This window comes from Brevundimonas albigilva (genome assembly GCF_023573565.1).
Lineage (GTDB): Bacteria > Pseudomonadota > Alphaproteobacteria > Caulobacterales > Caulobacteraceae > Brevundimonas > Brevundimonas albigilva.
In genome coordinates this window covers 2,787,498-2,807,540 of record NZ_CP097649.1, presented here as the reverse complement: position 1 = coordinate 2,807,540, position 20,043 = coordinate 2,787,498, and the positions used below count along the sequence as shown (strand labels likewise).

The following is a 20,043-nucleotide window of genomic DNA, read 5'->3' as shown; positions in this document are numbered from 1 at the left end:
ATGGTTCGCGTCCTGGACGACGCGCTGAAGGCGTTCCGCATCGGCGATCCGCGCGGCGAGCATCCGATCTGGAGCGACGGCGGCGCCCGCCTGGCCTCGGGCCGCTGGCACGAGGCGGGCCAGCGCGCGGTCTATGCGGCCGAACACTATTCCACCGCCCTGCTGGAAAAGCTGGTCCACTTCGGCGGCGAACTGCCGACCGGCCAGCACTATGTCGAGATCCACGTCCCGGCCGGGGTGTCCTACGAGGTGGTCAATCCGGACCTGGTCCCCGGCTGGGCCGAGCCCGGCGGCGCGGCCGCGCGCGCCTTCGGCCGCGACTGGTTCATGCAGGGGCGTTCGGCGGTGCTGATCGTCCCATCGGTGGTGGCCCGGATGGAGCGCAACCTGGTCTTCAACGCCGCCCACCCCGACTTCGCCCGCGTCCGGCCGGGGCTGGAGACGCCCGTCTGGTGGGACCAGCGGCTGTTCGGCTGAACCCATCGAGACCTTCGAAAGGTTCAAGCCCCTAGCCGTCCTTCCGGGGCTTCGCGCAGCGAAGAACCCGGAACCCAGGGCCGCGGTCACGGCCGCCCGCCGCGTTCGGCGTCGCACCTTCCCTCCTGGGTTCCGGGTTCGTCCTGCGGCCGCCCCGGAAGGACGAAGATTGACCTCGGGCGCCGGGATGGGACCCGCGGTCCGTCAAGCCTTGGGCCTCGACCGCTCAGTCCAGCTTCAGCGCCTCGGCCAGCAGCTTGGCCTCGGCCGCGCGGCTGGAGCCCGCGCGCCAGGCGACGACGATCTCGCGCCGGGGCGGCGCGTCGCCCGCCGGGGTCTCGAAGGCGCGCACGGCGACCGACGGATTGTCGGCCAGCCCCGCCTGCACCGCCATCCGGGGCAGGAAGGAGACCCCCAGGCCCGATCCGACCATCTGCACCAGGGTGTGCAGGCTGGTGGCGGCGAAGACGTCGTCCCCGCGCGGCGCCTCGATCTCCAGCGCCGCCAGGGCCTGGTCGCGCAGGCAATGGCCGTCCTCCAGCAGGATCAGGTCCTCGGCCTTCAGCGAGCCGGGCCGGATCGGCCCCGGCGCGGCCAGCGGATGGTCGCGCGGCGCGGCGGCCAGGATCTCGTCGTCGCCGATCCGCGCGTGGGCGATGCCCGGCGCGTCATAGGGCAGGGCGATCACCGCCGCGTCCAGCTGGCCGGCCTTCAGCCCCGCGATCAGCCGGGGCGTCAGGTCCTCGCGGATGAACAGCTTCAGGTTCGGATAGGCCGCCTTCACCTGCGGCAGCTTGGCGGGCAGCAGGAAGGGGGCGACGGTCGGGATGACGCCCAGCCGGAACCGGCCCGACAGGGGGCGGCCGGCGTTCTTGGCCGCCTCGACCAGGTCCTCGGTGCGGGCCAGCACGTCCTCGGCGCGGCGCACGGCCTCGGCGCCCACGGCGGTCATGATGACATTGCCCCGCGCGCGCTCGACCACGGGCGCGCCCAGGATGCGCTCCAGCTCCTGCACCCCGGCGCTCAGGGCGGGCTGGCTGACGTGGGCCGCCTCGGCCGCGCGCGAGAACGAGCCGTGCTCGGCCAGGAGCTTCAGATACTGGAGTTGGCGCAGGGTGGGGAGCATGACCGCCACATAGGCCCTCCCTATCGCTAAATCAAAAGCAATCGACTGCGTTTATTGTGCACTCGCCAGCGGCTTCAGCCGGATCTCGTACAGGCGCGGCCAGCGCTTGCCGGTGACGTACAGCCGTCGCGCGGCCGCATCCCAGGCCACGCCGTTAGCCACGTCGTCGTTCGGGTCGACCTCGGGGCCGGTCGGGGCCAGGGCGGCCAGGTCGATGAAGGCCTTGACCGCCCCCGTCTCCGGGTCGATCCGCGCGATGCGGCTGTCCTGCCAGATGTTGGCCAGGATCTCGCCGTCGACCCATTCCAGCTCGTTGATCTGGTCCAGCGGCCGGCCGTCCGCGGTGACGGCGACGCGCCCCGTCTCGGCGAAGGTGTCCGGGTCGATGAAGCGGATCTGGTCGGTGCCGTCGCTCATCACCAGCCGCCGCCCGTCGGTCGTCAGGCCCCAGCCCTCTCCGGGATAGGAAAAGGCGCCCATCGGGGAAAAGTCGTCCAGCCGCCAGACGAAGCCCAGGTGGTTGCGCCACGTCAGGCTGAACAGCCGCTCGCCGATGGCGGCGACGCCCTCGCCGAAATAGACGGTGGGCAGGTCGCGCTGGCGCACCACCCGGCCGGTCTCCAGTTCGACCTGGCGGAGGAAGGACGGATAAAGGCCCGTGCTCTCGAACAGGGCGCCGTCCCGCACGAACAGCCCCTCGGTGAAGGCGGTCGGATCGTGCGGATAGGCGGTCACGACCTCATAGTCCTGGACCGGAACGCGGGCGACGGCGGCCGGCGCCAGCAACAGGGCCAGCGCCAGCAGGGGCGCGCCCGGCCAGACGAAGGGGCGTCTCGCCGGGCGACCCACGGCTCAGGCCTGCTCGGCCGCCGCCTCGGCCTCGGCCTTCTCGGCGCGGACTTCGGCGGCGTCGGCCTCGGCCCGGGCGGCCTGGGCCTTGGCCTTCTTGGACTGGGCGTTCCTGGACATCATGTTCAACGCCTCGACCAGGGCCGAGAAGGCCATGGCCGCATAGATGTAGCCCTTGGGCACATGGACGCCGAAGCCGTCGGCGATCAGCACCGCGCCGATCATCAGCAGGAAGCCCAGGGCCAGCATGACCACGGTCGGGTTCTTGTCGATGAAATTGGCCAGCGGGTCGGCGGCCAGCAGCATGCACAGCACGGCGATGACGACGGCGATCATCATGATCGGCACGTGATCGGTCATGCCGACGGCCGTCAGGATCGAGTCGATCGAGAACACCAGGTCCAGCAGGATGATCTGGAAGATGGCCGAACCGACGTTGTTGATGACGACGTCCTTCTTGTCCTTCTCCAGCAGGTCGTGGGACGGCGTGGTGTCGACCGAATGGTGGATCTCCTTGGTCGCCTTCCAGACCAGGAACAGGCCGCCAGCGATCAGGATCAGGTCGCGCCAGCTGAAGGCGGTCTCGAACCCGGCGCCGGACAGGCCCAGGTCGAAGACCGGCGCCGTCAGGCCCACGATCCAGCCGATCGTCGCCAGCAGGCCCAGTCGCATGAACAGGGCCAGGCCGATGCCGATGCGCCGCGTGCGCTGGCGGTGTTCGGGGGGCAGCTTGTTCGACAGGATCGAGATGAAGATCAGGTTGTCGATCCCCAGCACGACCTCCATGACCACCAGGGTGATCAGGGCCGCCCAGGCGGCGGGGTCGGAGAAGATGGCGCCGAGGCCTTCGAACATTGGATTTCCCATAAAGAAGTGAAGCCGCTGGCGTAGCGGCGCCGTCGTTCCCCATCAAGCGCCCGCCGGGGGCGGATGGTCGCACCCCGTCGCGCCTGCGTCGCTGAACGCGCCGCGGCGGCGCCGGCTCCCGGACCTGCGACCTTTGGGGGCCATCACACAATGTTGCGAGCGGCGAAACCCCGTGCTATCAGGCGCCCGGCTTGCGGGGGGCGTGTTTGCGGATACGGCCCCTGTCGTGCTTTCCGTAAGCATTTCAAGCTCTTGGCCGGCGCGGCACCGTCGCTGGTCGCGACCCTGACACAACGACTTCGGACCCTTTATCAGTGGCTGATGAATTCAGAACGACGGAAGTCGGCGATCGCTACGCACAGGCGCTGTTCGACCTGGCGCTGGAGACGGGGCGCCTTGACGCCGTTCGCGCCGACCTGACGTCGCTGAAGGCGGCCTGGCTGGACAGCGCGGACCTGCGCCGCCTGGCGACCTCGCCGGTGATAGCCGCCGACGACCAGGTCAAGGGCCTGACCGCCATCGCCGCCAAGGCCGGGTTCGAAAAGACCACCGCCAACTTTCTGGGCCTGCTGGCCCAGAACGGCCGCGCCCGCGACCTGCCCGCCGTGATCGCGGGCTTCCAGGCGCGCTACGCCAAGCACGCCGGCATCGTCGCCGCCGAGGTCGTCTCGGCCCAGCCGCTGGACGCCAGGCAGCTGGCCGCGATCGAGGCCGCCCTGAACAAGAGCCTGGGCAAGGCGCCGGAACTGACCACGCGGGTCGACCTGGCCCTCCTGGGCGGCCTGAAGATCAAGGTCGGATCCAAGCTGTTCGACGCCTCGCTGAAGACCAAGCTCGACCAGATGAAGTTCGCCCTCAAGCGCGCCTGACGCGCCGACCCTGAAATGCAGCGCGCCTGACCGGCCCGCCCCGAAGAAGACGTAAGACAGAGAGATCCCATGGACATCCGCGCCGCTGAAATCTCGGCCATCCTCAAGTCGCAGATCGCCAACTTCGGCGTCGAAGCCGACGTTTCCGACGTCGGCCAGGTGCTGTCGGTCGGCGACGGCATCGCCCGCATCCACGGTCTGGACAACGTCCAGGCCGGCGAGATGGTCGAGTTCACCAAGGCCGGCGTGAAGGGCATGGCCCTGAACCTGGAACGCGACAACGTGGGCGCGGTGATCTTCGGCGCCGACGCCGCCATCGCCGAGGGCGACGACGTGCGCCGCCTGGGCGAGATCGTGGACGTGCCGGTCGGCAAGGGCCTCTTGGGCCGCGTCGTCAACCCGCTGGGCGAGCCGATCGACGGCAAGGGCCCGATCCAGTTCACCGAGCGCCGCCGCGTCGACGTCAAGGCGCCGGGCATCATTCCGCGCAAGTCGGTGCACGAGCCGATGCAGACGGGCCTCAAGGCCATCGACACCCTGATCCCCGTCGGCCGCGGCCAGCGCGAGCTGATCATCGGCGACCGTCAGGTCGGCAAGACCGCCGTCGCCGTCGACACCATCCTGAACCAGAAGAACGTCAACAAGACCGACGACGAGAGCGCCAAGCTCTACTGCATCTACGTCGCCGTCGGCCAGAAGCGCTCGACCGTGGCCCAGATCGTCAAGACGCTCGAAGAGTCCGGCGCGCTGGAATACACCATCGTCGTCGCCGCCACCGCGTCCGACCCGGCCCCGCTGCAGTTCCTGGCGCCCTTCTCGGGCACCGCCATGGGCGAGTTCTTCCGCGACAACGGCATGCACGCCCTGATCGTCTATGACGACCTGTCCAAGCAGGCCGTCGCCTATCGCCAGATGTCGCTGCTGCTGCGCCGTCCGCCGGGCCGCGAAGCCTATCCGGGCGACGTCTTCTACCTGCACAGCCGCCTGCTGGAGCGTTCGGCCAAGCTGAACGGCGACTACGGCGCCGGCTCCATGACCGCCCTGCCGATCATCGAGACCCAGGCCAACGACGTCTCGGCCTACATCCCGACCAACGTCATCTCGATCACCGACGGCCAGATCTTCCTGGAATCCGACCTGTTCTACCAGGGCATCCGCCCGGCCGTGAACGTCGGCATCTCGGTGTCGCGCGTGGGCTCCTCGGCCCAGACCAAGGCGATGAAGAAGGTCGCCGGCACCATCAAGGGCGAACTGGCCCAGTACCGGGAAATGGCCGCCTTCGCCAAGTTCGGCTCGGACCTGGACGCCTCGACCCAGAAGCTCTTGGCCCGCGGCGCGCGCCTGACCGAGCTGCTGAAGCAGCCGCAATACTCGCCGCTGGCGATGGAGGAGCAGGTCGTCTCGGTCTACGCCGGCACGCGCGGCTACATCGACGGCATCGCCGTGGCCGACGTCGGCCGCTTCGAGAAGGAGCTGCTGGCCCGCATCCACGCGAACCACGCCTCGCTGCTGGACGGCATCCGCGCCAAGAAGGACCTGACGCCCGAGCTGGAAGCCGAGCTGAAGGACATCCTGGCGGCCTTCGTCAAGACCTTCGCCTGAGTTCAACCGGATAAGCTGAGAGAGTAGCGCCGGATGGCCAGCCTCAAGGAAATGCGCAATCGGATCGGAAGCGTGAAAGCCACGCAGAAGATCACGAAGGCCATGCAGATGGTCGCCGCGGCCAAGCTGAAGCGCGCCCAGGACCAGGCCGAAAGCGCCCGGCCCTATGCGCAGAAGATGGCCTCGGTCATCGCCAACCTGGCCGCCGGCGTCTCGGGCGCCGACGCGCCCCGGCTGCTGGCCGGCACGGGCGATGACCAGCGCCACCTGATCGTGGTCGCCACGGCCGACAAGGGCCTGGCGGGCGGCTTCTCGACCAACGTCATCCGCGCCGCGCGCGAGCGGATCAACAGCCTGATCGCCCAGGGCAAGGACGTGAAGATCATCGCCGTCGGCAAGAAGTCGCGCGATCAGCTGGCGCGTCTGTATGGCGACAGGCTGGTCCGCACCTTCGAACTGAGCGAGCACAAGACCGTCGGCCTGCCCTCGGCCCAGCCGATCGCCGAGATGATCGCCACGGCGTTCGAGGACGGCCAGGCCGACGTGGTCACCCTGTTCTACAGCCAGTTCCGCTCGGTGATCTCCCAGGTTCCGACCGCCAAGCAGCTGATCCCGGCGGTGGTGGAAGGCGACGCCGCCCCGATCGACCTGAACGGCGCGGTCTATGAATACGAGCCCTCGGAAGAGGAAATCCTGGAAACCCTGCTGCCGCGCAACCTGACGACCCAGATCCTGGCCGCCCTGTACGAGAACCAGGCCGGCTTCTTCGGCTCGCAGATGGCGGCGATGGACAACGCCACGCGCAACGCCGGCGACCTCATCAACGCCCTGACGCTGCAGTTCAACCGCAAGCGCCAGGCCCAGATCACCACCGAGCTGATCGAGATCATCGCCGGCGCCGAAGCGCTTTGATCTGACAGCATTGACAGCAACGACAGCACTGACCATCTAAAGGCCATGGCCACCCTCACCGTCCGCAACCTGCCCGACTCGACCCGTGACGCGATCCGCGTCGCGGCCGCGCGTCATGGCCGGAGCATGGAGGCCGAGGTGCGCGTCGCCCTGGAGCAGACCTTCAGGCCTGAGAAGCCCGCGCTGACGGCTCAGGAACGGTTGGCCAGGATCGACGCCGCCGTTCTGCAGGCCTATGCGGGCAAACGGCCCGACTGGACCGTCGATGACTTTATCGTCGAACGTCGCCAGGCTGCGGAGCGCGGCGAATGAGCGTGATCGACGCCTCGGCCGTCCTGGCTGTCATCAAACGCGAACGCGGGTCCGAAGTCGTCGCCGCCCGCCTGCCCGACGCCGTCATCTCGCACGTCAATCTGGCGGAGGTGATCAGCCGCCTGGTCCGCGACGGACGGAACGACGCCGAGATCGACCTGATCCTCGATTCGCTGGACCTCAACCCGGTCGAAACCACCCTGGGCCAGGCCCGGAACGCCGGCGCCCGCGCTGGGATCAAGGATCTGTCGCTGGGCGACCGCTTCTGCATCGCGCTCGGAGAAGAGCGCAACGAACCCCTCATCACCGCCGACACCGACTGGGCAAAGCTCGATGTCAGCGTTCCCCTCGAACTGATTCGATAAGCCTGAAGGCCCTGACCCGATGACCGACACCGTCGCCCCCAAGAAGCCCGCCGCCCGCAAGCCGGCCGCCAAAAAGGTCGCCCCCGCCGCCGCCCCGGTGACCGCCGCCTCCGCCGGCCGCATCGCCCAGGTCATCGGCGCCGTCGTCGACGTGGAGTTCGACGGCCACCTGCCGGCGATCCTGAACGCCCTGCACACCCAGAACATCGACCAGAAGACGGGCGAGCCCTTCACCCTGGTCCTGGAAGTCGCCCAGCACCTGGGCGAGAACATGGTCCGCACCATCGCGATGGACACGACCGAGGGCCTGACCCGCGGCCAGCCGGTGTCGGACACCGGCACCTCGATCCAGACCCCGGTCGGCCCGGGCGTGCTGGGCCGCATCATGAACGTCGTCGGCCAGCCGATCGACGAAGCCGGCCCGATCAAGACCACCGAATACCGCCCGATCCACCGCGAGGCGCCCTCGTTCGAGGAGCAGACCACCTCGTCGGAAATCCTGGTCACCGGCATCAAGGTCATCGACCTGATCTGCCCCTACACCAAGGGCGGCAAGATCGGCCTGTTCGGCGGCGCCGGCGTGGGCAAGACCGTGACCATGCAGGAGCTGATCAACAACATCGCCAAGGCGTACGGCGGTTATTCGGTCCTGGCCGGCGTGGGCGAGCGCACCCGCGAGGGCAACGACCTGTATCACGAGATGATCGAGTCGAACGTGAACGTCGACCCGTCCAAGAACAACGGCTCGACCGAGGGCTCCAAGTGCGCCCTGGTCTACGGCCAGATGAACGAGCCCCCCGGCGCCCGCGCCCGCGTCGCCCTGACGGGCCTGGCCCAGGCCGAGTACTTCCGCGACGAGGAAGGCAAGGACGTGCTGCTGTTCGTCGACAACATCTTCCGCTTCACGCAAGCCGGTTCCGAAGTGTCGGCCCTGCTGGGCCGTATCCCGTCGGCCGTGGGCTATCAGCCCACCCTGGCCACCGAGATGGGCAACCTGCAGGAGCGCATCACCTCGACCAAGAAGGGCTCGATCACCTCGGTCCAGGCCATCTACGTCCCCGCCGACGACCCCACCGACCCGGCGCCCGCCGCCTCCTTCGCCCACCTGGACGCGACCACCATGCTGTCGCGCGACATCGCCGCCCAGGCCATCTTCCCGGCCGTCGACCCGCTGGACTCGACCTCGCGGATCATGGATCCGCTGGTCATCGGCGAAGAGCACTATCAGGTCGCCCGTTCGGTCCAGGAAGTGCTGCAGCAGTACAAGGGCCTGAAGGACATCATCGCCATCCTGGGCATGGACGAGCTGTCGGAAGAGGACAAGCTGATCGTCTCGCGCGCCCGCAAGATCCAGCGCTTCCTGTCGCAGCCCTTCTTCGTGGCCGAGCAGTTCACCAACTCGCCCGGCAAGTTCGTCGAACTGGCCGACACGATCCGCTCGTTCAAGGGCATCGTCGCCGGCGAATACGACCACCTGCCGGAAGCCGCCTTCTACATGGTCGGCGCCATCGAGGAAGCCGTGGCCAAGGCCGAGAAGATGGCGGCGGACGCCTGATCATGGCCGCCAAGCTGAACTTCTCCCTCGTCTCGCCGGAACGCGAGGTCTTTTCGGGCCTCGTGGACCAGGTGGACGCGCCGGGCGTCGAGGGCGACTTCGGCGTCCTGCCGGACCACGCCCCCTTCATGACCGCCCTGCGCGAGGGTCTTGTGACCGTCTACAACGGCGGCTCCGCGACCCGCTACGACGTCAAGGGCGGCTTCGCCGACGTCAATGGCGAAGGCCTGACCATCCTGGCCGAGGAAGCGACAGAGGTCGTCGCGGCCTGATCCTCTCGCGGGATCGAAACGATCAGAGGCCTTCCGCTCCGGCGGGAGGCCTTTTTCGTCTGAGGGGCGACCTGATCACTTCGCTCCCACCCACTCCCCGTCATCCTCGCCCTTGTGGCGAGGATCCATACGCCCGGTGTCGAACGTCGGCGCACTCCGCGAGAACACCGGGCGTATGGATCCTAGGGACAGGCCCTAGGATGACGAGCGTGGGAAGATGGGAAAGGCGCCGGATGCGCGGGCGCCGCGCCGCTTCGTATCCCTTTTCCATTCGCCGACTCCCGCGATTCCAACGACCTGGGTCCGTCGTGGGCTAATCGACACGCCCTGGTCCCGACCCATGCCATCGTCGTCGGATCGCGGACCGAGTCCGGGGACGACATTGCAGCCACTTCACACGCCGCCGCCGCCGCCCGATTTCAGACGATTCACACTATTCAGACCCTCTTTCCGCTCCCGAGTCTGGCATCGCCGACCGCGCCCGACACGGCCGATTTCAGACAATTCGCACTATTCAGACTCCCTTTTTCGGCTCGAGAGTCTGAAATCGATCCGCCGAGGCGCTAAAGACCGTCCCATGACCGACGCCATCGACATCCATGGAACCTGCGCGCCGCGCTTCGCTGCCGTCCGCGACGCCTTCGCCGCCAACTTCGCCGACGCGCCCGAGGGGCTGAACGAACAGGCGGCGCGGTTCAGCGTGCTGATCGAGGGGGAGACGGTCGTCGACCTCTGGGCCGGCCACGCCGACACCGCCCGGACCATCCCCTTCACCGACACGACCCTGACGCCGGTGTTCTCGACCGGCAAGGCGGTGATGGCGGTGCTGATGGCCACGGCGGTCCAGGCCGGCGACCTGGACTACGACCAGACCGTCGCCTCCCTGTGGCCGGCCTTCGCCGCCCAGGGCAAGCAGGACGTGACCGTCGCCCAGATGCTCAGCCACCAGTCCGGCCTGCCGGGCTTTTCCCAGGCGGTCGATCCGGCGATCTGGTTCGACGCGGCGGCGGTGGCGGAGACGCTGGCGGCCCAGGCGCCGATGTGGGCGCCGGGCGCGGCCTCGGGCTATCATCCCATCACCGTCGGCTACCTGGCCAATGAGGTGTTCCGCCGCGCCACCGGCCGCACCCTGGGCCAGGCCCTGCGCCAGGACTTTCCCGACCTGGACCTGTGGATCGGCCTGCCGGAGGCCGAGCACGGCCGCGTGGCCCAGATGCGCAAGCCGACCGCGGCCCCGGACCTGGGCCCCATCGACGCGATCAAGCAGGCCGCCTTCCTCGACCGGGGCTCGGCCCCCGGCGGGCGCGGCTCGGCCGAATGGCGCAAGATGGAGATTCCCTCGGCCAATCTGCACGGCACGGCGCTGGGCCTGGCGCGGATGCTGGGCGTGGTCGCCAACGACGGACATCTGGGCGACCGCCCGGTGCTGTCGGCCGACACGCTGAGCCAGCTGACCCGCGAGCGCATCCACGGCCCGGACAAGGTCCTGCCCTTCGTCATCAGCTGGGCCGCCGGCCTGATGCGCAACGACGGGCTGAACGTCTTCGGCCCGGGCGCCTCGCTGGGCCACTACGGCTGGGGCGGCTCCATGGCCATGGCGGACCCGTCGCGCCGCCTGTCCGCCGCCTATGTCATGACCCGCCAGTCGCCCCACCTGATCGGCGATCCGCGCGCGGTGAGGCTGCTGGAGGCCCTCTACGAAGCGCTCTAGGCCGGTTCGGCCGTCTCCCGGATCGCCTGCCGGGCCGCCCGGCTGCGCAGGAAGGCGGCCAGGGCGAAGACGCCGGCTCCGGCCCAGATGAAGACGAAGGAGACGACCCGCAGCGGCGTCAGCGCCTCTCCCGCCCAGACCCCGCAGGCGAACTGCAGCGTCGGGGCCAGGAACTGGATGAAGCCCACCGTCGACAGCGGCAGCCGCCGCGCCGACCAGGCGAACAGGACCAGCGGGATCACCGTCGCCGGCCCGTTGACCAGCGCCCAGGCCAGCCCGGCCGGGGAGGAGAAGCCCACCGCCTGCCCATGCGTCGCCAGCCACGCCAGGAACAGTCCGCCGACGGGCAGCAGCACCAGGCACTCGACGAACAGCCCCGTCTGCGCCGAGGCCGCGACCCGTTTCCGGATCACCGCATAGGCGCAGAAAGTGATCGCCAGCGTCAGGCCGATGATCGGCACATGGCCCAGCGCCACGGTCTGGATCGCCACCCCCACGGCGGCCAGACCGATGGCGACGCCGCTCAGCCGGTCGATCCGCTCGCGGAACAGCACCGCCCCCGCCGCCATGTTGAGCAGCGGGTTGATGTAATAGCCCAGGCTGGCCTCCAGCGTCGCGTGGTGCGTCGTGGCGAAGACGTAGAGGCTCCAGTTCGTCGCGATCATCACCGCCGACAGCACCAGCCAGCCGAAGGTGCGCGGCCGGGCCAGCACCGCCCGCGCCTCGCCCCACTGGCCTGCCAGCAGCAGGACCAGGCCGGCGACGAACACCGACCACACCGCCCGGTGCGCCAGGATCTCGGGCGCGGCGAACCCCGCCCCCGCCATGGCCATGAACAGCAGCGGCAGCAGGCCCCACAGGGTGTAGCAGGCGACCGCGGTCGCGACCGCGCGCGGGTCGGTCGGGCTGGGCGACATCGAAAGCGTCCTTGGTCCGCCGGGCAGGGGAGGCCCGCCCGGCGGCATATGGGGTCAGACCGTCAGGGTGCGATAGCCGGTCGAGGACTTGATCGTCCCCGTCTCGTCCAGCAGCTGGGCGATCTGGACCGCGTTCAGGGCCGCCCCCTTGCGCAGATTGTCCGACACCACCCAGAAGCTCAGGCCGTTCTCGACCGTCGGGTCCTTGCGGATCCGCGACACGTAAACGGCGAACTCGCCGGCGGCGTCCACCGGGGTGATGTAGCCGTCGTGCTCCTGCTTATCGACGACCAGCACGCCCGGCGCCTCGCGCAGGATGGCGCGGGCCTCGTCCGGCTCGATCGGCCGGTCGAACTCGACCGTCACGGCCTCGGAATGGCCGACGAAGACCGGCACCCGCACGCAGGTCACCGTCAGCTTGATGTTCGGATCGAGCATCTTGTGCGTCTCGTTCCACATCTTCTGTTCCTCGTCGGTGTAGCCGTCGTCCTGGAAGGCGCCGATGAAGGGGATGACGTTGAAGGCGATCTGCTTGGGGAACTTCTTGGGCGTGGCGTCGCCCAGGCCGTAGATGGCCTTGGTCTGGTTCCACAGCTCGTCCATGCCTTCCTTGCCCGCGCCGGACACCGACTGATAGGTCGACACCACCGCCCGCTTGATCTTCGCCGCGTCGTGCAGCGGCTTCAGCGCCACGACCAGCTGGGCGGTCGAGCAGTTGGGGTTGGCGATGATGTTCTTCTTCTTCGCGTCCTTGACCGCGTCAGGGTTCACCTCGGGCACGATCAGCGGCACGTCCGGGTCCTTGCGGAAGGCCGAGGAGTTGTCGATCACGATGGGGCCGGCCTTGCCGATCTTCTCGGACCATTCGCGCGACACGCCGCCGCCCGCCGACATCAGCACGATGTCGACCTTGGAGAAGTCGAACTGCTCGATGTCCTGGCACTTGACGGTCCTGTCGCCGAAGGAGACCTCGACGCCCTTGGATTTTCGCGAGGCGATGGCGTGCAGTTCGTCCACGGGGAAGTTCACTTCCTCCAGGATGTTCAGCATTTCGCGGCCCACATTGCCCGTGGCCCCGACGATCGCGACGCGATAACCCATCTGTGTCAGTCCTTCGGACGCGCTGACGCTCGGCTCGCGGAGCCTCGCTGCTTCAGCGCGACGATTGTGTGTTTGGAGAAGCGCTCTGCAATTAGGCTTTCGCGGCCGCGAAGCAATCGCTTTTCGCTGCCCCGGCCTTTAAGCAGGGCTGCATGACCTCCCGCATCCGCAGCGCCTACGACATCCGCGTGGACGAGGGCGTGCTGACGCCCGATCCCGCCCAGCAGGGGGTGATCGCCGCCCTGGAGCGGCTGGAGACGGACCTGGCCAAACGCGGCCTGTTCGGCCGCCCGCCGGAGGTGCAGGGCGTCTATCTGTGGGGGCCGCCCGGCCGGGGCAAGTCCATGCTGATGGACCTGTTCTATTCGGCCACGCCCGAGCCGCGGAAGACGCGCGCCCACTTCCACGCCTTCATGGCGCGGGTCCACGACCTGGTGCGTCAGTGGCGCGAGGGCGACGCCAGGGCCCGGAAGGCCGTGTTCGGGACCCACAAGGGCGACGACCCGATCCCGCCGGTCGCGAAGCTGATCGCGTCCGAGGCGCGGCTGCTGTGCTTCGACGAACTGCAGGTCACCGACATCGCCGACGCCATGATCCTGGGCCGGCTGTTCGAGGCCCTGTTCGAGGATCGCGTGGTCCTGGCCATCACCTCCAACCGCGCGCCGGAGGACCTCTACAAGAACGGAATCAACCGCCAGCTCTTCACCCCCTTCATCGACATCATCCGCCAGCGCTGCGTGGTGGTGGAGACGGCCGGCGCGCGCGACTGGCGGCTGGACCGGCTGTCCTCGTCCCAGGTCTGGCACACCCCCGACGACCGTGCCGCATTCGAGGCCCTGTGGCGCGAGCTGAAGGGCGGCGAGCCCGAGGAGCCGGCGCATCTGACGGTGCTGGGGCGCGACGTGACCCTGCCCAGGACCGTGGGCGCGATGGCGCGCGCGACCTTCGCCGAACTGTGCGGCCGGGCGCTGGGGCCGCAGGACTATCTGGCGATCGCCAAGCGGTTCCACACCCTGTTCCTGGAGGACGTGCCGATCCTGGGGCCGGCCAACCATCACGAGGCGCGCCGGCTGGTGACGCTGGTGGACGCCCTCTACGAGGCCAGGACCAGGCTGATCGTCCTGGCCGCCGCCCGGCCCGAGGCGCTCTACACCCAGGGCGTCGGCGCCTTCGAGTTCGAGCGCACCGTCTCGCGCTTCAACGAGATGCAGAGCCAGGACTGGCTGGCCCACGTCCGCGAGGACGACTGAGGCTCAGACGCCGGCCGGCATGGTGCCGGCGGTGATGGCGATGCGGCCGACCAGGCCCTTGACGATCAGGTCCAGCGCCGAGCCCTCGCGATAGTCGGCGGCGGCGACGAAGTTGACCCGGTCCTCGGAAATCAGGCTGTAGACCTTCTTCTGGTCCCGCTCGTTCGAGCGCGGGTCGTACACCGCGATCGAGAAGCCGCCCTTGGTGTGCATCATCTTCATGGTCGGCACGTCGGTGTCGCCGTCGCCGATGAAGATCATCCGCTCGAACGGCACGGGGCGTTCGTCGTCGGGGATGAAGTGGTTGATGCGCTCGTGCTCCCAGTGGTTCTTCACGCCCTTGTTGATGCGGAACAGGTACTGGGTCTTGGTGGTGTAGTTGACGCCCACCGCCGGCCAGGCGGCCTCGCCCTTGTCGTCATAGACGTAGTGCGACGCGAAGACATGGGTCAGGGCCGACCGGATCGGCGTGCCCTCGATCATCTCCTCCAGACCGGCGGAGACGATGTAGTGCTCGATATCCAGATTGTAGCGCGCCCCGAAGGCGTTCATCCGCTCGAACCAGCTCAGGTCCTTCAGCCCCTCGAACAGCGCCACCTCGCGGCCGTGGTCGCGCAGGGTCTCGCGCGTCACCGGCCGGCCGTTCTGGCGGGCGTGATGCAGCATCAGCTGCATGTACATCAGGATGCCGTCGCCGTCGGCCTGGCGGGTCAGGCGCTCGGCCTCCTCCCAGAAGTCGCCGATGCCCATGCCGACGGAGGGGATGAAGCTGACCTCCTGCATGTTGCCGCGCGCCAGGGTCCCGTCGAAATCATAGATCAGGGCGGTCTTCAGCGGCGGGGTGTCGAAGGCGGGGGCGTCCATGCGGCGGGATCCTCTGTCAGACCCCGCCTCTATATCAGCCGGCGTCCGTCGTCGATTGCCGACGCTGGCCGAAGGTCGGGGCCGCGGCCTTCTGCTCGGCCCAGTAGTCGGCCCCCGTCGTCGGCTTGAACATGGTGCGCGGCGTGCCGTCGCGCGCGACGACCGCGAAGGTGTTGGTCGAGGCCTGGTAGAGCAGGGTGTCGCCGTTGGGCCGCTTGGCCGTCTCGGTGCCCGCCGGCGGTTTGGCGGTGAAGGCCTCGACCTTGGCCAGATAATCCTGGGGCGAGCGGGCCGCGAAATCCGCGCCGTTGCGCTCGTAAAGGCGGGCGATCTTGGCGTCGACGGTCTCGCGCCGGCTGGCGGTCAGGACGGGCGTGGCCGCCTGGTCCGGGGCGGCCGCCGCCTCCGTCGACGTTGCGGCCAAGCCGATCGGCTGGACCGCCTCGACCTCCGCCCGCTCTCGCGTCTGGACCGCCGAGGCGTTGTCGCAGCCGGCCGTCGTCAACAAGGCCATGACCGCCAGGGCGGCCGATCCCGTCTTCAGCGTGTTCATTCTGGTCCCTCCATCACCCGCTGGACGCGACGAAAGCACAACTTTGTTGTTCCTGCAATGTTCTCTTTCGGCGTCTCGACGCCGTCATGACGGGCCGCTAGAGCAGAGGCATGGACATGCGCCCGCTTTCGAACCGCAAGGTGCTGCTGATCGTCGGAGGCGGCATCGCCGCCTACAAGGCGCTGGAACTGGTGCGGCTGATCGCCAAGGCGGGCGGCGAGACGCGGGTGATCCTGACCGAGTCCGGGGCCCAGTTTGTCACGCCCCTGTCGCTGGCGGCGCTCAGCGGCCATCCGGTGCGGTCGGGCCTGTTCCATCCGGACGAAGAGACGACCATGGGCCATATCGAGCTGTCGCGGTGGGCGGACCTGGTGGTGGTGGCGCCGGCGACGGCCGGGCTGATCGCCAAGGCGGCCAATGGGATGGCCGACGACCTGGCTTCCACCACCCTGATCGCGACCGACAAGCGGGTGCTGCTGGCGCCGGCGATGAACGTGCGGATGTGGCTGCACCCGGCGGTCCAGGCCAATGTCGAGCGGCTGAAGGGCTTCGACGGCTTCCACGGCGTCACCGTGGTCGGACCGGACGAGGGCGAGATGGCGTGCGGCGAGTTCGGCCCGGGCCGGATGGCCGAGCCGGCGGCGATCCTGGAGGCGATCCAGGGGCTGATGGCGGGGGCGGCGGGGCGGCCCCTGACGGGGCGCCGCGCGGTGGTGACGGCCGGCCCCACCTTCGAGCCCATCGACCCCGTGCGGGGCCTGACCAATCGCTCCAGCGGCAAGCAGGGCTACGCCGTCGCCGCCGCCCTGGCTGAGCTGGGCTGCGCCGTGACCCTGGTGTCGGGACCGACCGCCCTGGGCGCGCCCGTCGGCGTGAACCGGATCGACGTCGAAAGCGCGCTGGAGATGCAGAAGGCGACGCAGGACGCCCTTCCCGCCGACATCGCCGTGCTGTCGGCCGCCGTCGCCGACTGGCGCATCGACACCGTCGCCGGCGCCAAGATCAAGAAGGCGCCGGGCGGGCCGCCGACCCTGTCCCTGGTCGAGAACCCCGACATCCTGGCGGGGCTGTCGCGTCCCGGTCGGAACCGGCCGAAACTGGTGATCGGCTTCGCCGCCGAGACCCAGGACCTGGAGGCCAACGCCCGCGCCAAGCTGTCGAGGAAGGGCTGCGACTGGATCGTCGGCAACGACGTCTCGGACGAAGTGTTCGGCTCGGACGGCAACACCGTGCTGCTGGTCACGGCCTCGGGCGTCGAGACCTGGCCGCGCCAATCCAAGACCGCCATCGCCCGTCGCCTGGCGGCCCGCATCGCCGAACAATTCAAGGACCCCGCATGACCGTCACCCGCGTCCAGATCCAGCGTCTGCCCCATTCGGAAGGCCTGCCGCTTCCGGCCTATGAGACGGCGGGATCGGCCGGCATGGACCTGCGCGCGGCGGTGCCCGAGGACCAGCCGATGACCCTGGCGCCGGGGCAGCGGGCGCTGGTGCCCACGGGGCTGAAGATCGCCCTGCCGCTGGGGTATGAGGCGCAGGTGCGGGCGCGCTCGGGCCTGGCGCTGAAGCACGGCATCGTCTGCCCCAATGCGCCGGGCACCATCGACAGCGACTATCGCGGCGAGTGCGGCGTGATCCTGGCCAACATCGGCGCCGAACCCTTCGTCATCCGTCGCGGCGAGCGCATCGCCCAGCTGGTCATCGCCCGGCACGAGCGCGCCGACTGGGTCGAGGTCGAGGCGCTGGACGACACCGCGCGCGGCGCCGGCGGCTTCGGCTCCACGGGGCGGTGACGTTTTCCCAGAGAGGGGCTTGAGCGCACGGCGACGCGGCGACCCGCCGCGCTCAAGCAGCGAGCCGCCGCGCGGCGAGCGCTAGCGCCCTCAAATATGAATCGCGTGGCCCAGCGCGCGCAGGGACGCCTCGTGGAAGGCTTCGCCCAGGGTGGGGTGGACGTGGATGACGCCCGCCACATCCTCCAGCACCGCCCCCATCTCCAGCATCTGGGCGAAGCTGTTCGACAGCTCCGACACATGCTGGCCGACGGCCTGGACGCCCAGCAGGCGGTGATCGGCCTTGGACGCAATCACCCGCACGAAGCCGCCGTCCTCGCCCGCCTCGATGGCCAGGGCGCGGCCGATGGCGGCGAAGGGAAAGACGGCCTGGATCACGTCGTCGCGGCCCTCGACGTCGTCGGGGCCCAGGCCCGCCGAGACGATCTCCGGCTCGGTGAAACAGACGGCCGCGATGGTGACCGGATCAAACACAGGTTCTTGCGCCCTAGCGCTCGCGACGCGGTCGCTCGCTGCTTGAGGGCGTTCACGCCCCGCAATGATTTCAGCCACGACCTCGCCCTGGGCCGAGCCCTTGTGCGCCAGCATGGGTTCGCCGGTCAGGTCGCCGACGGCCCAGACGTTCTTCATCGAGGTGGCGCAGCGGTCGTCGATCTTCACGAACGGCCCGGCCATCGCCACGCCCATGTTTTCCAGCCCCCAGCCCTGGGTGCGCGGCTTGCGGCCCACGGTGACCAGCACCTTGTCGGCCTCCAGCTGCAGCGGTTCGCCGTCCTTCGTCGTGATCGACAGCTTCCCGTCGCCGAACCCGCCGGCGCGCGCGCCCAGGTGCAGTTCGACGCCGTGGCTCGTTAGCCATTTCGCGACCGGATCGGTCAGGGCCTTGTCGTAGAGCGGCAGGATGCGCTCGGCCATTTCGACGATGGCCACCTGCGCGCCCAACTTGCGGAAGGCGATGCCCAGCTCCAGCCCGATATAGCCGCCGCCGACGACCACCAGCTTCTTGGGGACCTCCGACAGGCTCAGCGCCTCGGTCGAGGAGATCACGTCCCCGCCGAACGGCAGGAAGGGCAGTTCGACCGGCTCGGACCCCGTGGCCAGGATGACGTGTTCGGCGGTGATGCGGATGTCGCCGTCCTCGGTCCTGACCACGCAGGTCTTGGCGTCCGCGAACTCGGCCCAGCCCTTGACGACCTTGACCTTGGCCTTCTTCAGCAGGGCCGCGACGCCGGCGTTCAGCTTACGGACGATGCCGTCCTTCCACTCGACCGTCTGTTTCAGGTCGATGGTCGGCTTGGCCGCCGTGATCCCCAGCGTCCCGCCGTCCGCCGCCTTGGCCACCGTCTCGAACTTGCCCGCCGCGTGGATGATGGCCTTGGACGGAATGCAGCCGACGTTCAGGCAGGTCCCGCCCAGCCCGTCGCCGCCGTCGACCAGCACGGTGTCGAGGCCCAGCTGGCCGCAGCGGATGCCCGCGACATAGCCGCCGGTGCCGGCGCCGATGATGAGGACTTTGGGGGTGAGGGTCTGAGCAGCCATTTATTCATCGTCCAAAATTGTAATTTCGAGATCGCTAGAGAACTCGAGGTGCTCGAAGACTTGGTCACCCTCTTCGAATTGGTCTTTCACGTCAGCTTGGGCGCTTATTGTGACCTCTACGAAAGCTCGACGTTCGCCCTCTGCTTCGAAGTAGTGCTCACTTTCTGGATCACCAAAGCTGACACTGACCCAATCAGGTACATCCCACGCATCCGAACGATACACGTAAAACCACAAATGCAGATCAATCTCGAAGCTGACCTTATATTCAAGCCAACCGCTGCCAAAATCCTTTGACGCGATGACTTCAAGGCCCTCCGGTTCGCCGTACATCTGTACGTGAGCCGAATTGTTGTCTTCAGGTATCGCTGTGCTGTGGACCTCAGCGCCCTCAAGCAGAGAGCCCAAATTTTGCGACACAAAATCCATCAGCTCAACCTTGATGGCCTCGTCCGAGACGGCGGGTTTCATGGCTAGCCACTGCTTGTTCAGCTCCACCTTGTTGAGCGCCTCAACTAGTGGTGCGCTCTCCAACAAGTCCTGAACAGTCTTGAAAACCTCGATCCCGTCGATCTTCTGGATGGCCTTCCGGAGGTTTCCGTCCTCGCAGAGGACAAGCAGATCGCCAGATTTTAGCTGCTCATTTCGAGCGGCTAGATAGACGTAGGCGTCTGGGATGTCTTTCCGGGCTTTTGGCTCAGGGAACGGATCATCTCCCGAAAAATATCGAGACATAACTTCCTGATGCTCCGCAGCTTCGGTGGGGCGGATGATTGCTTTCGCCTGATCAAAGTAACGGCTGACGACCGTGTTAGAGAGAGTCTCTGGGTCATTGGCGGGGTCTAACGCGGCCGCCGCAGACTCGATTGGTGCCTTCTCCACATCCCCAAGCAGTGCATCTTTGGCTGCAGCCGCAAGAAATCTCGCGCTATCTGCAATTTTCTTTTTGTAGTCCTGTCGCCACTGGGTTCTGCGTTCCTCGAAAACGACGTCGGGGATAATAATTTCGACCTGTCCGTCTTTCGACAACTCAAACAGACTGCTCAACGCAGCCGATTGCCACCCTTCGGTTCGCAGCACGCTGGTGTCGACGAGTATGGTCGGCATCCC

Annotated in this window: 21 protein-coding genes; 12 read left to right on the top strand and 9 right to left on the bottom strand. The window is 68.2% G+C overall.

All coding sequences use genetic code 11. The features are described from left to right. The gene (locus M8231_RS13965) at positions 1-477 is read left to right on the top strand and encodes an RES family NAD+ phosphorylase (protein WP_249749461.1); all 477 of its coding nucleotides are present in this window, start codon (positions 1-3) and stop codon (positions 475-477) included. A 226-nt stretch (positions 478-703) separates the two neighbouring features. On the opposite strand, the gene M8231_RS13960 is transcribed toward M8231_RS13965, so the two are convergent. The 3 genes from M8231_RS13960 to M8231_RS13950 are packed head-to-tail and all read right to left on the bottom strand — an operon-like array spanning position 704 to position 3,307. After that, positions 704-1,603, bottom strand: coding sequence for a hydrogen peroxide-inducible genes activator (locus M8231_RS13960; protein ID WP_250202622.1), 900 nt, complete (start codon positions 1,601-1,603; stop codon positions 704-706). A gap of 51 nt (positions 1,604-1,654) precedes the next feature. Continuing rightward, a complete protein-coding gene (locus tag M8231_RS13955) occupies positions 1,655-2,452 on the bottom strand; it encodes a glutaminyl-peptide cyclotransferase (RefSeq protein WP_250201738.1) in 798 nt (265 codons plus the stop codon). A 3-nt stretch (positions 2,453-2,455) separates the two neighbouring features. Beyond that, positions 2,456-3,307, bottom strand: a complete 852-nt coding sequence (locus M8231_RS13950; RefSeq protein WP_250201737.1) for a TerC family protein — start codon at positions 3,305-3,307, stop codon at positions 2,456-2,458. A gap of 326 nt (positions 3,308-3,633) precedes the next feature. Between M8231_RS13950 and M8231_RS13945 the strand changes: the two genes are divergently transcribed. The 8 genes from M8231_RS13945 to M8231_RS13910 all read left to right on the top strand — a co-directional run bounded on the left by M8231_RS13945 (position 3,634) and on the right by M8231_RS13910 (position 10,917). Continuing rightward, positions 3,634-4,188: a F0F1 ATP synthase subunit delta gene (locus M8231_RS13945; protein ID WP_249749463.1), complete on the top strand. Its 555-nt coding sequence runs from the start codon at positions 3,634-3,636 to the stop codon at positions 4,186-4,188. A gap of 69 nt (positions 4,189-4,257) precedes the next feature. After that, on the top strand, positions 4,258-5,790 hold the full coding sequence (gene atpA / locus M8231_RS13940; RefSeq protein ID WP_249749464.1) for a F0F1 ATP synthase subunit alpha: 1,533 nt from the start codon (positions 4,258-4,260) through the stop codon (positions 5,788-5,790). A 33-nt stretch (positions 5,791-5,823) separates the two neighbouring features. After that, entirely contained in the window at positions 5,824-6,702 is an 879-nt protein-coding gene (locus tag M8231_RS13935) for a F0F1 ATP synthase subunit gamma (protein ID WP_249749465.1), read from the top strand. A gap of 45 nt (positions 6,703-6,747) precedes the next feature. After that, the gene (locus tag M8231_RS13930; protein ID WP_249749466.1) at positions 6,748-7,014 is read left to right on the top strand and encodes a FitA-like ribbon-helix-helix domain-containing protein; all 267 of its coding nucleotides are present in this window, start codon (positions 6,748-6,750) and stop codon (positions 7,012-7,014) included. A gap of 2 nt (positions 7,015-7,016) precedes the next feature. Next, the gene (locus tag M8231_RS13925) at positions 7,017-7,379 is read left to right on the top strand and encodes a type II toxin-antitoxin system VapC family toxin (RefSeq protein ID WP_250201736.1); all 363 of its coding nucleotides are present in this window, start codon (positions 7,017-7,019) and stop codon (positions 7,377-7,379) included. A 19-nt stretch (positions 7,380-7,398) separates the two neighbouring features. Further along, positions 7,399-8,934 (top strand): F0F1 ATP synthase subunit beta, encoded by a 1,536-nt coding sequence (gene atpD, locus M8231_RS13920; RefSeq protein ID WP_249749468.1) that lies wholly within the window; start codon positions 7,399-7,401, stop codon positions 8,932-8,934. Positions 8,935-8,936: 2 nt separating this feature from the next. Next, positions 8,937-9,206, top strand: coding sequence for an ATP synthase F1 subunit epsilon (locus M8231_RS13915; RefSeq protein WP_249749469.1), 270 nt, complete (start codon positions 8,937-8,939; stop codon positions 9,204-9,206). A 577-nt stretch (positions 9,207-9,783) separates the two neighbouring features. Then, positions 9,784-10,917: a serine hydrolase domain-containing protein gene (locus tag M8231_RS13910; protein ID WP_250201735.1), complete on the top strand. Its 1,134-nt coding sequence runs from the start codon at positions 9,784-9,786 to the stop codon at positions 10,915-10,917. Here M8231_RS13910 and rarD read toward each other — a convergent pair. Together rarD and M8231_RS13900 are read right to left on the bottom strand one after the other, a co-directional pair. Beyond that, positions 10,914-11,834 carry an EamA family transporter RarD gene (gene rarD, locus M8231_RS13905; protein ID WP_249749471.1) on the bottom strand — a complete coding sequence of 307 codons (921 nt, stop codon included), beginning with the start codon at positions 11,832-11,834 and terminating at the stop codon, positions 10,914-10,916. The two genes, M8231_RS13910 and rarD, sit on opposite strands and share 4 nt — an antisense overlap. Before the next feature lie 54 nt (positions 11,835-11,888). After that, the gene (locus M8231_RS13900; protein WP_249749472.1) at positions 11,889-12,935 is read right to left on the bottom strand and encodes an aspartate-semialdehyde dehydrogenase; all 1,047 of its coding nucleotides are present in this window, start codon (positions 12,933-12,935) and stop codon (positions 11,889-11,891) included. Between the two features lie 152 nt (positions 12,936-13,087). Here M8231_RS13900 and zapE point away from each other — a divergent pair, with 152 nt between their 5' ends. Continuing rightward, the gene (zapE, locus tag M8231_RS13895; protein WP_249749473.1) at positions 13,088-14,185 is read left to right on the top strand and encodes a cell division protein ZapE; all 1,098 of its coding nucleotides are present in this window, start codon (positions 13,088-13,090) and stop codon (positions 14,183-14,185) included. A gap of 3 nt (positions 14,186-14,188) precedes the next feature. Here the strand turns inward: zapE and M8231_RS13890 are convergent, their stop codons facing one another. Next, the gene (locus tag M8231_RS13890; protein WP_249749474.1) at positions 14,189-15,049 is read right to left on the bottom strand and encodes a haloacid dehalogenase-like hydrolase; all 861 of its coding nucleotides are present in this window, start codon (positions 15,047-15,049) and stop codon (positions 14,189-14,191) included. Between the two features lie 34 nt (positions 15,050-15,083). Beyond that, on the bottom strand, positions 15,084-15,602 hold the full coding sequence (locus M8231_RS13885) for an S-type pyocin family protein (protein ID WP_249749475.1): 519 nt from the start codon (positions 15,600-15,602) through the stop codon (positions 15,084-15,086). A gap of 110 nt (positions 15,603-15,712) precedes the next feature. Here M8231_RS13885 and coaBC point away from each other — a divergent pair, with 110 nt between their 5' ends. Together coaBC and dut are read left to right on the top strand one after the other, a co-directional pair. Then, complete coding sequence (gene coaBC / locus M8231_RS13880) at positions 15,713-16,942, top strand: bifunctional phosphopantothenoylcysteine decarboxylase/phosphopantothenate--cysteine ligase CoaBC (RefSeq protein ID WP_249749476.1); 1,230 nt, start codon at positions 15,713-15,715, stop codon at positions 16,940-16,942. Further along, entirely contained in the window at positions 16,939-17,394 is a 456-nt protein-coding gene (gene dut, locus M8231_RS13875; RefSeq protein ID WP_249749477.1) for a dUTP diphosphatase, read from the top strand. The genes coaBC and dut overlap by 4 nt, the downstream gene beginning before the upstream one ends. Before the next feature lie 90 nt (positions 17,395-17,484). Here the strand turns inward: dut and lpdA are convergent, their stop codons facing one another. Together lpdA and M8231_RS13865 are read right to left on the bottom strand one after the other, a co-directional pair. Continuing rightward, positions 17,485-18,933 (bottom strand): dihydrolipoyl dehydrogenase, encoded by a 1,449-nt coding sequence (lpdA, locus tag M8231_RS13870; RefSeq protein ID WP_250201734.1) that lies wholly within the window; start codon positions 18,931-18,933, stop codon positions 17,485-17,487. Further along, a complete protein-coding gene (locus M8231_RS13865; RefSeq protein WP_250201733.1) occupies positions 18,934-20,040 on the bottom strand; it encodes a PIN domain-containing protein in 1,107 nt (368 codons plus the stop codon). Positions 20,041-20,043 lie beyond the last annotated feature (3 nt).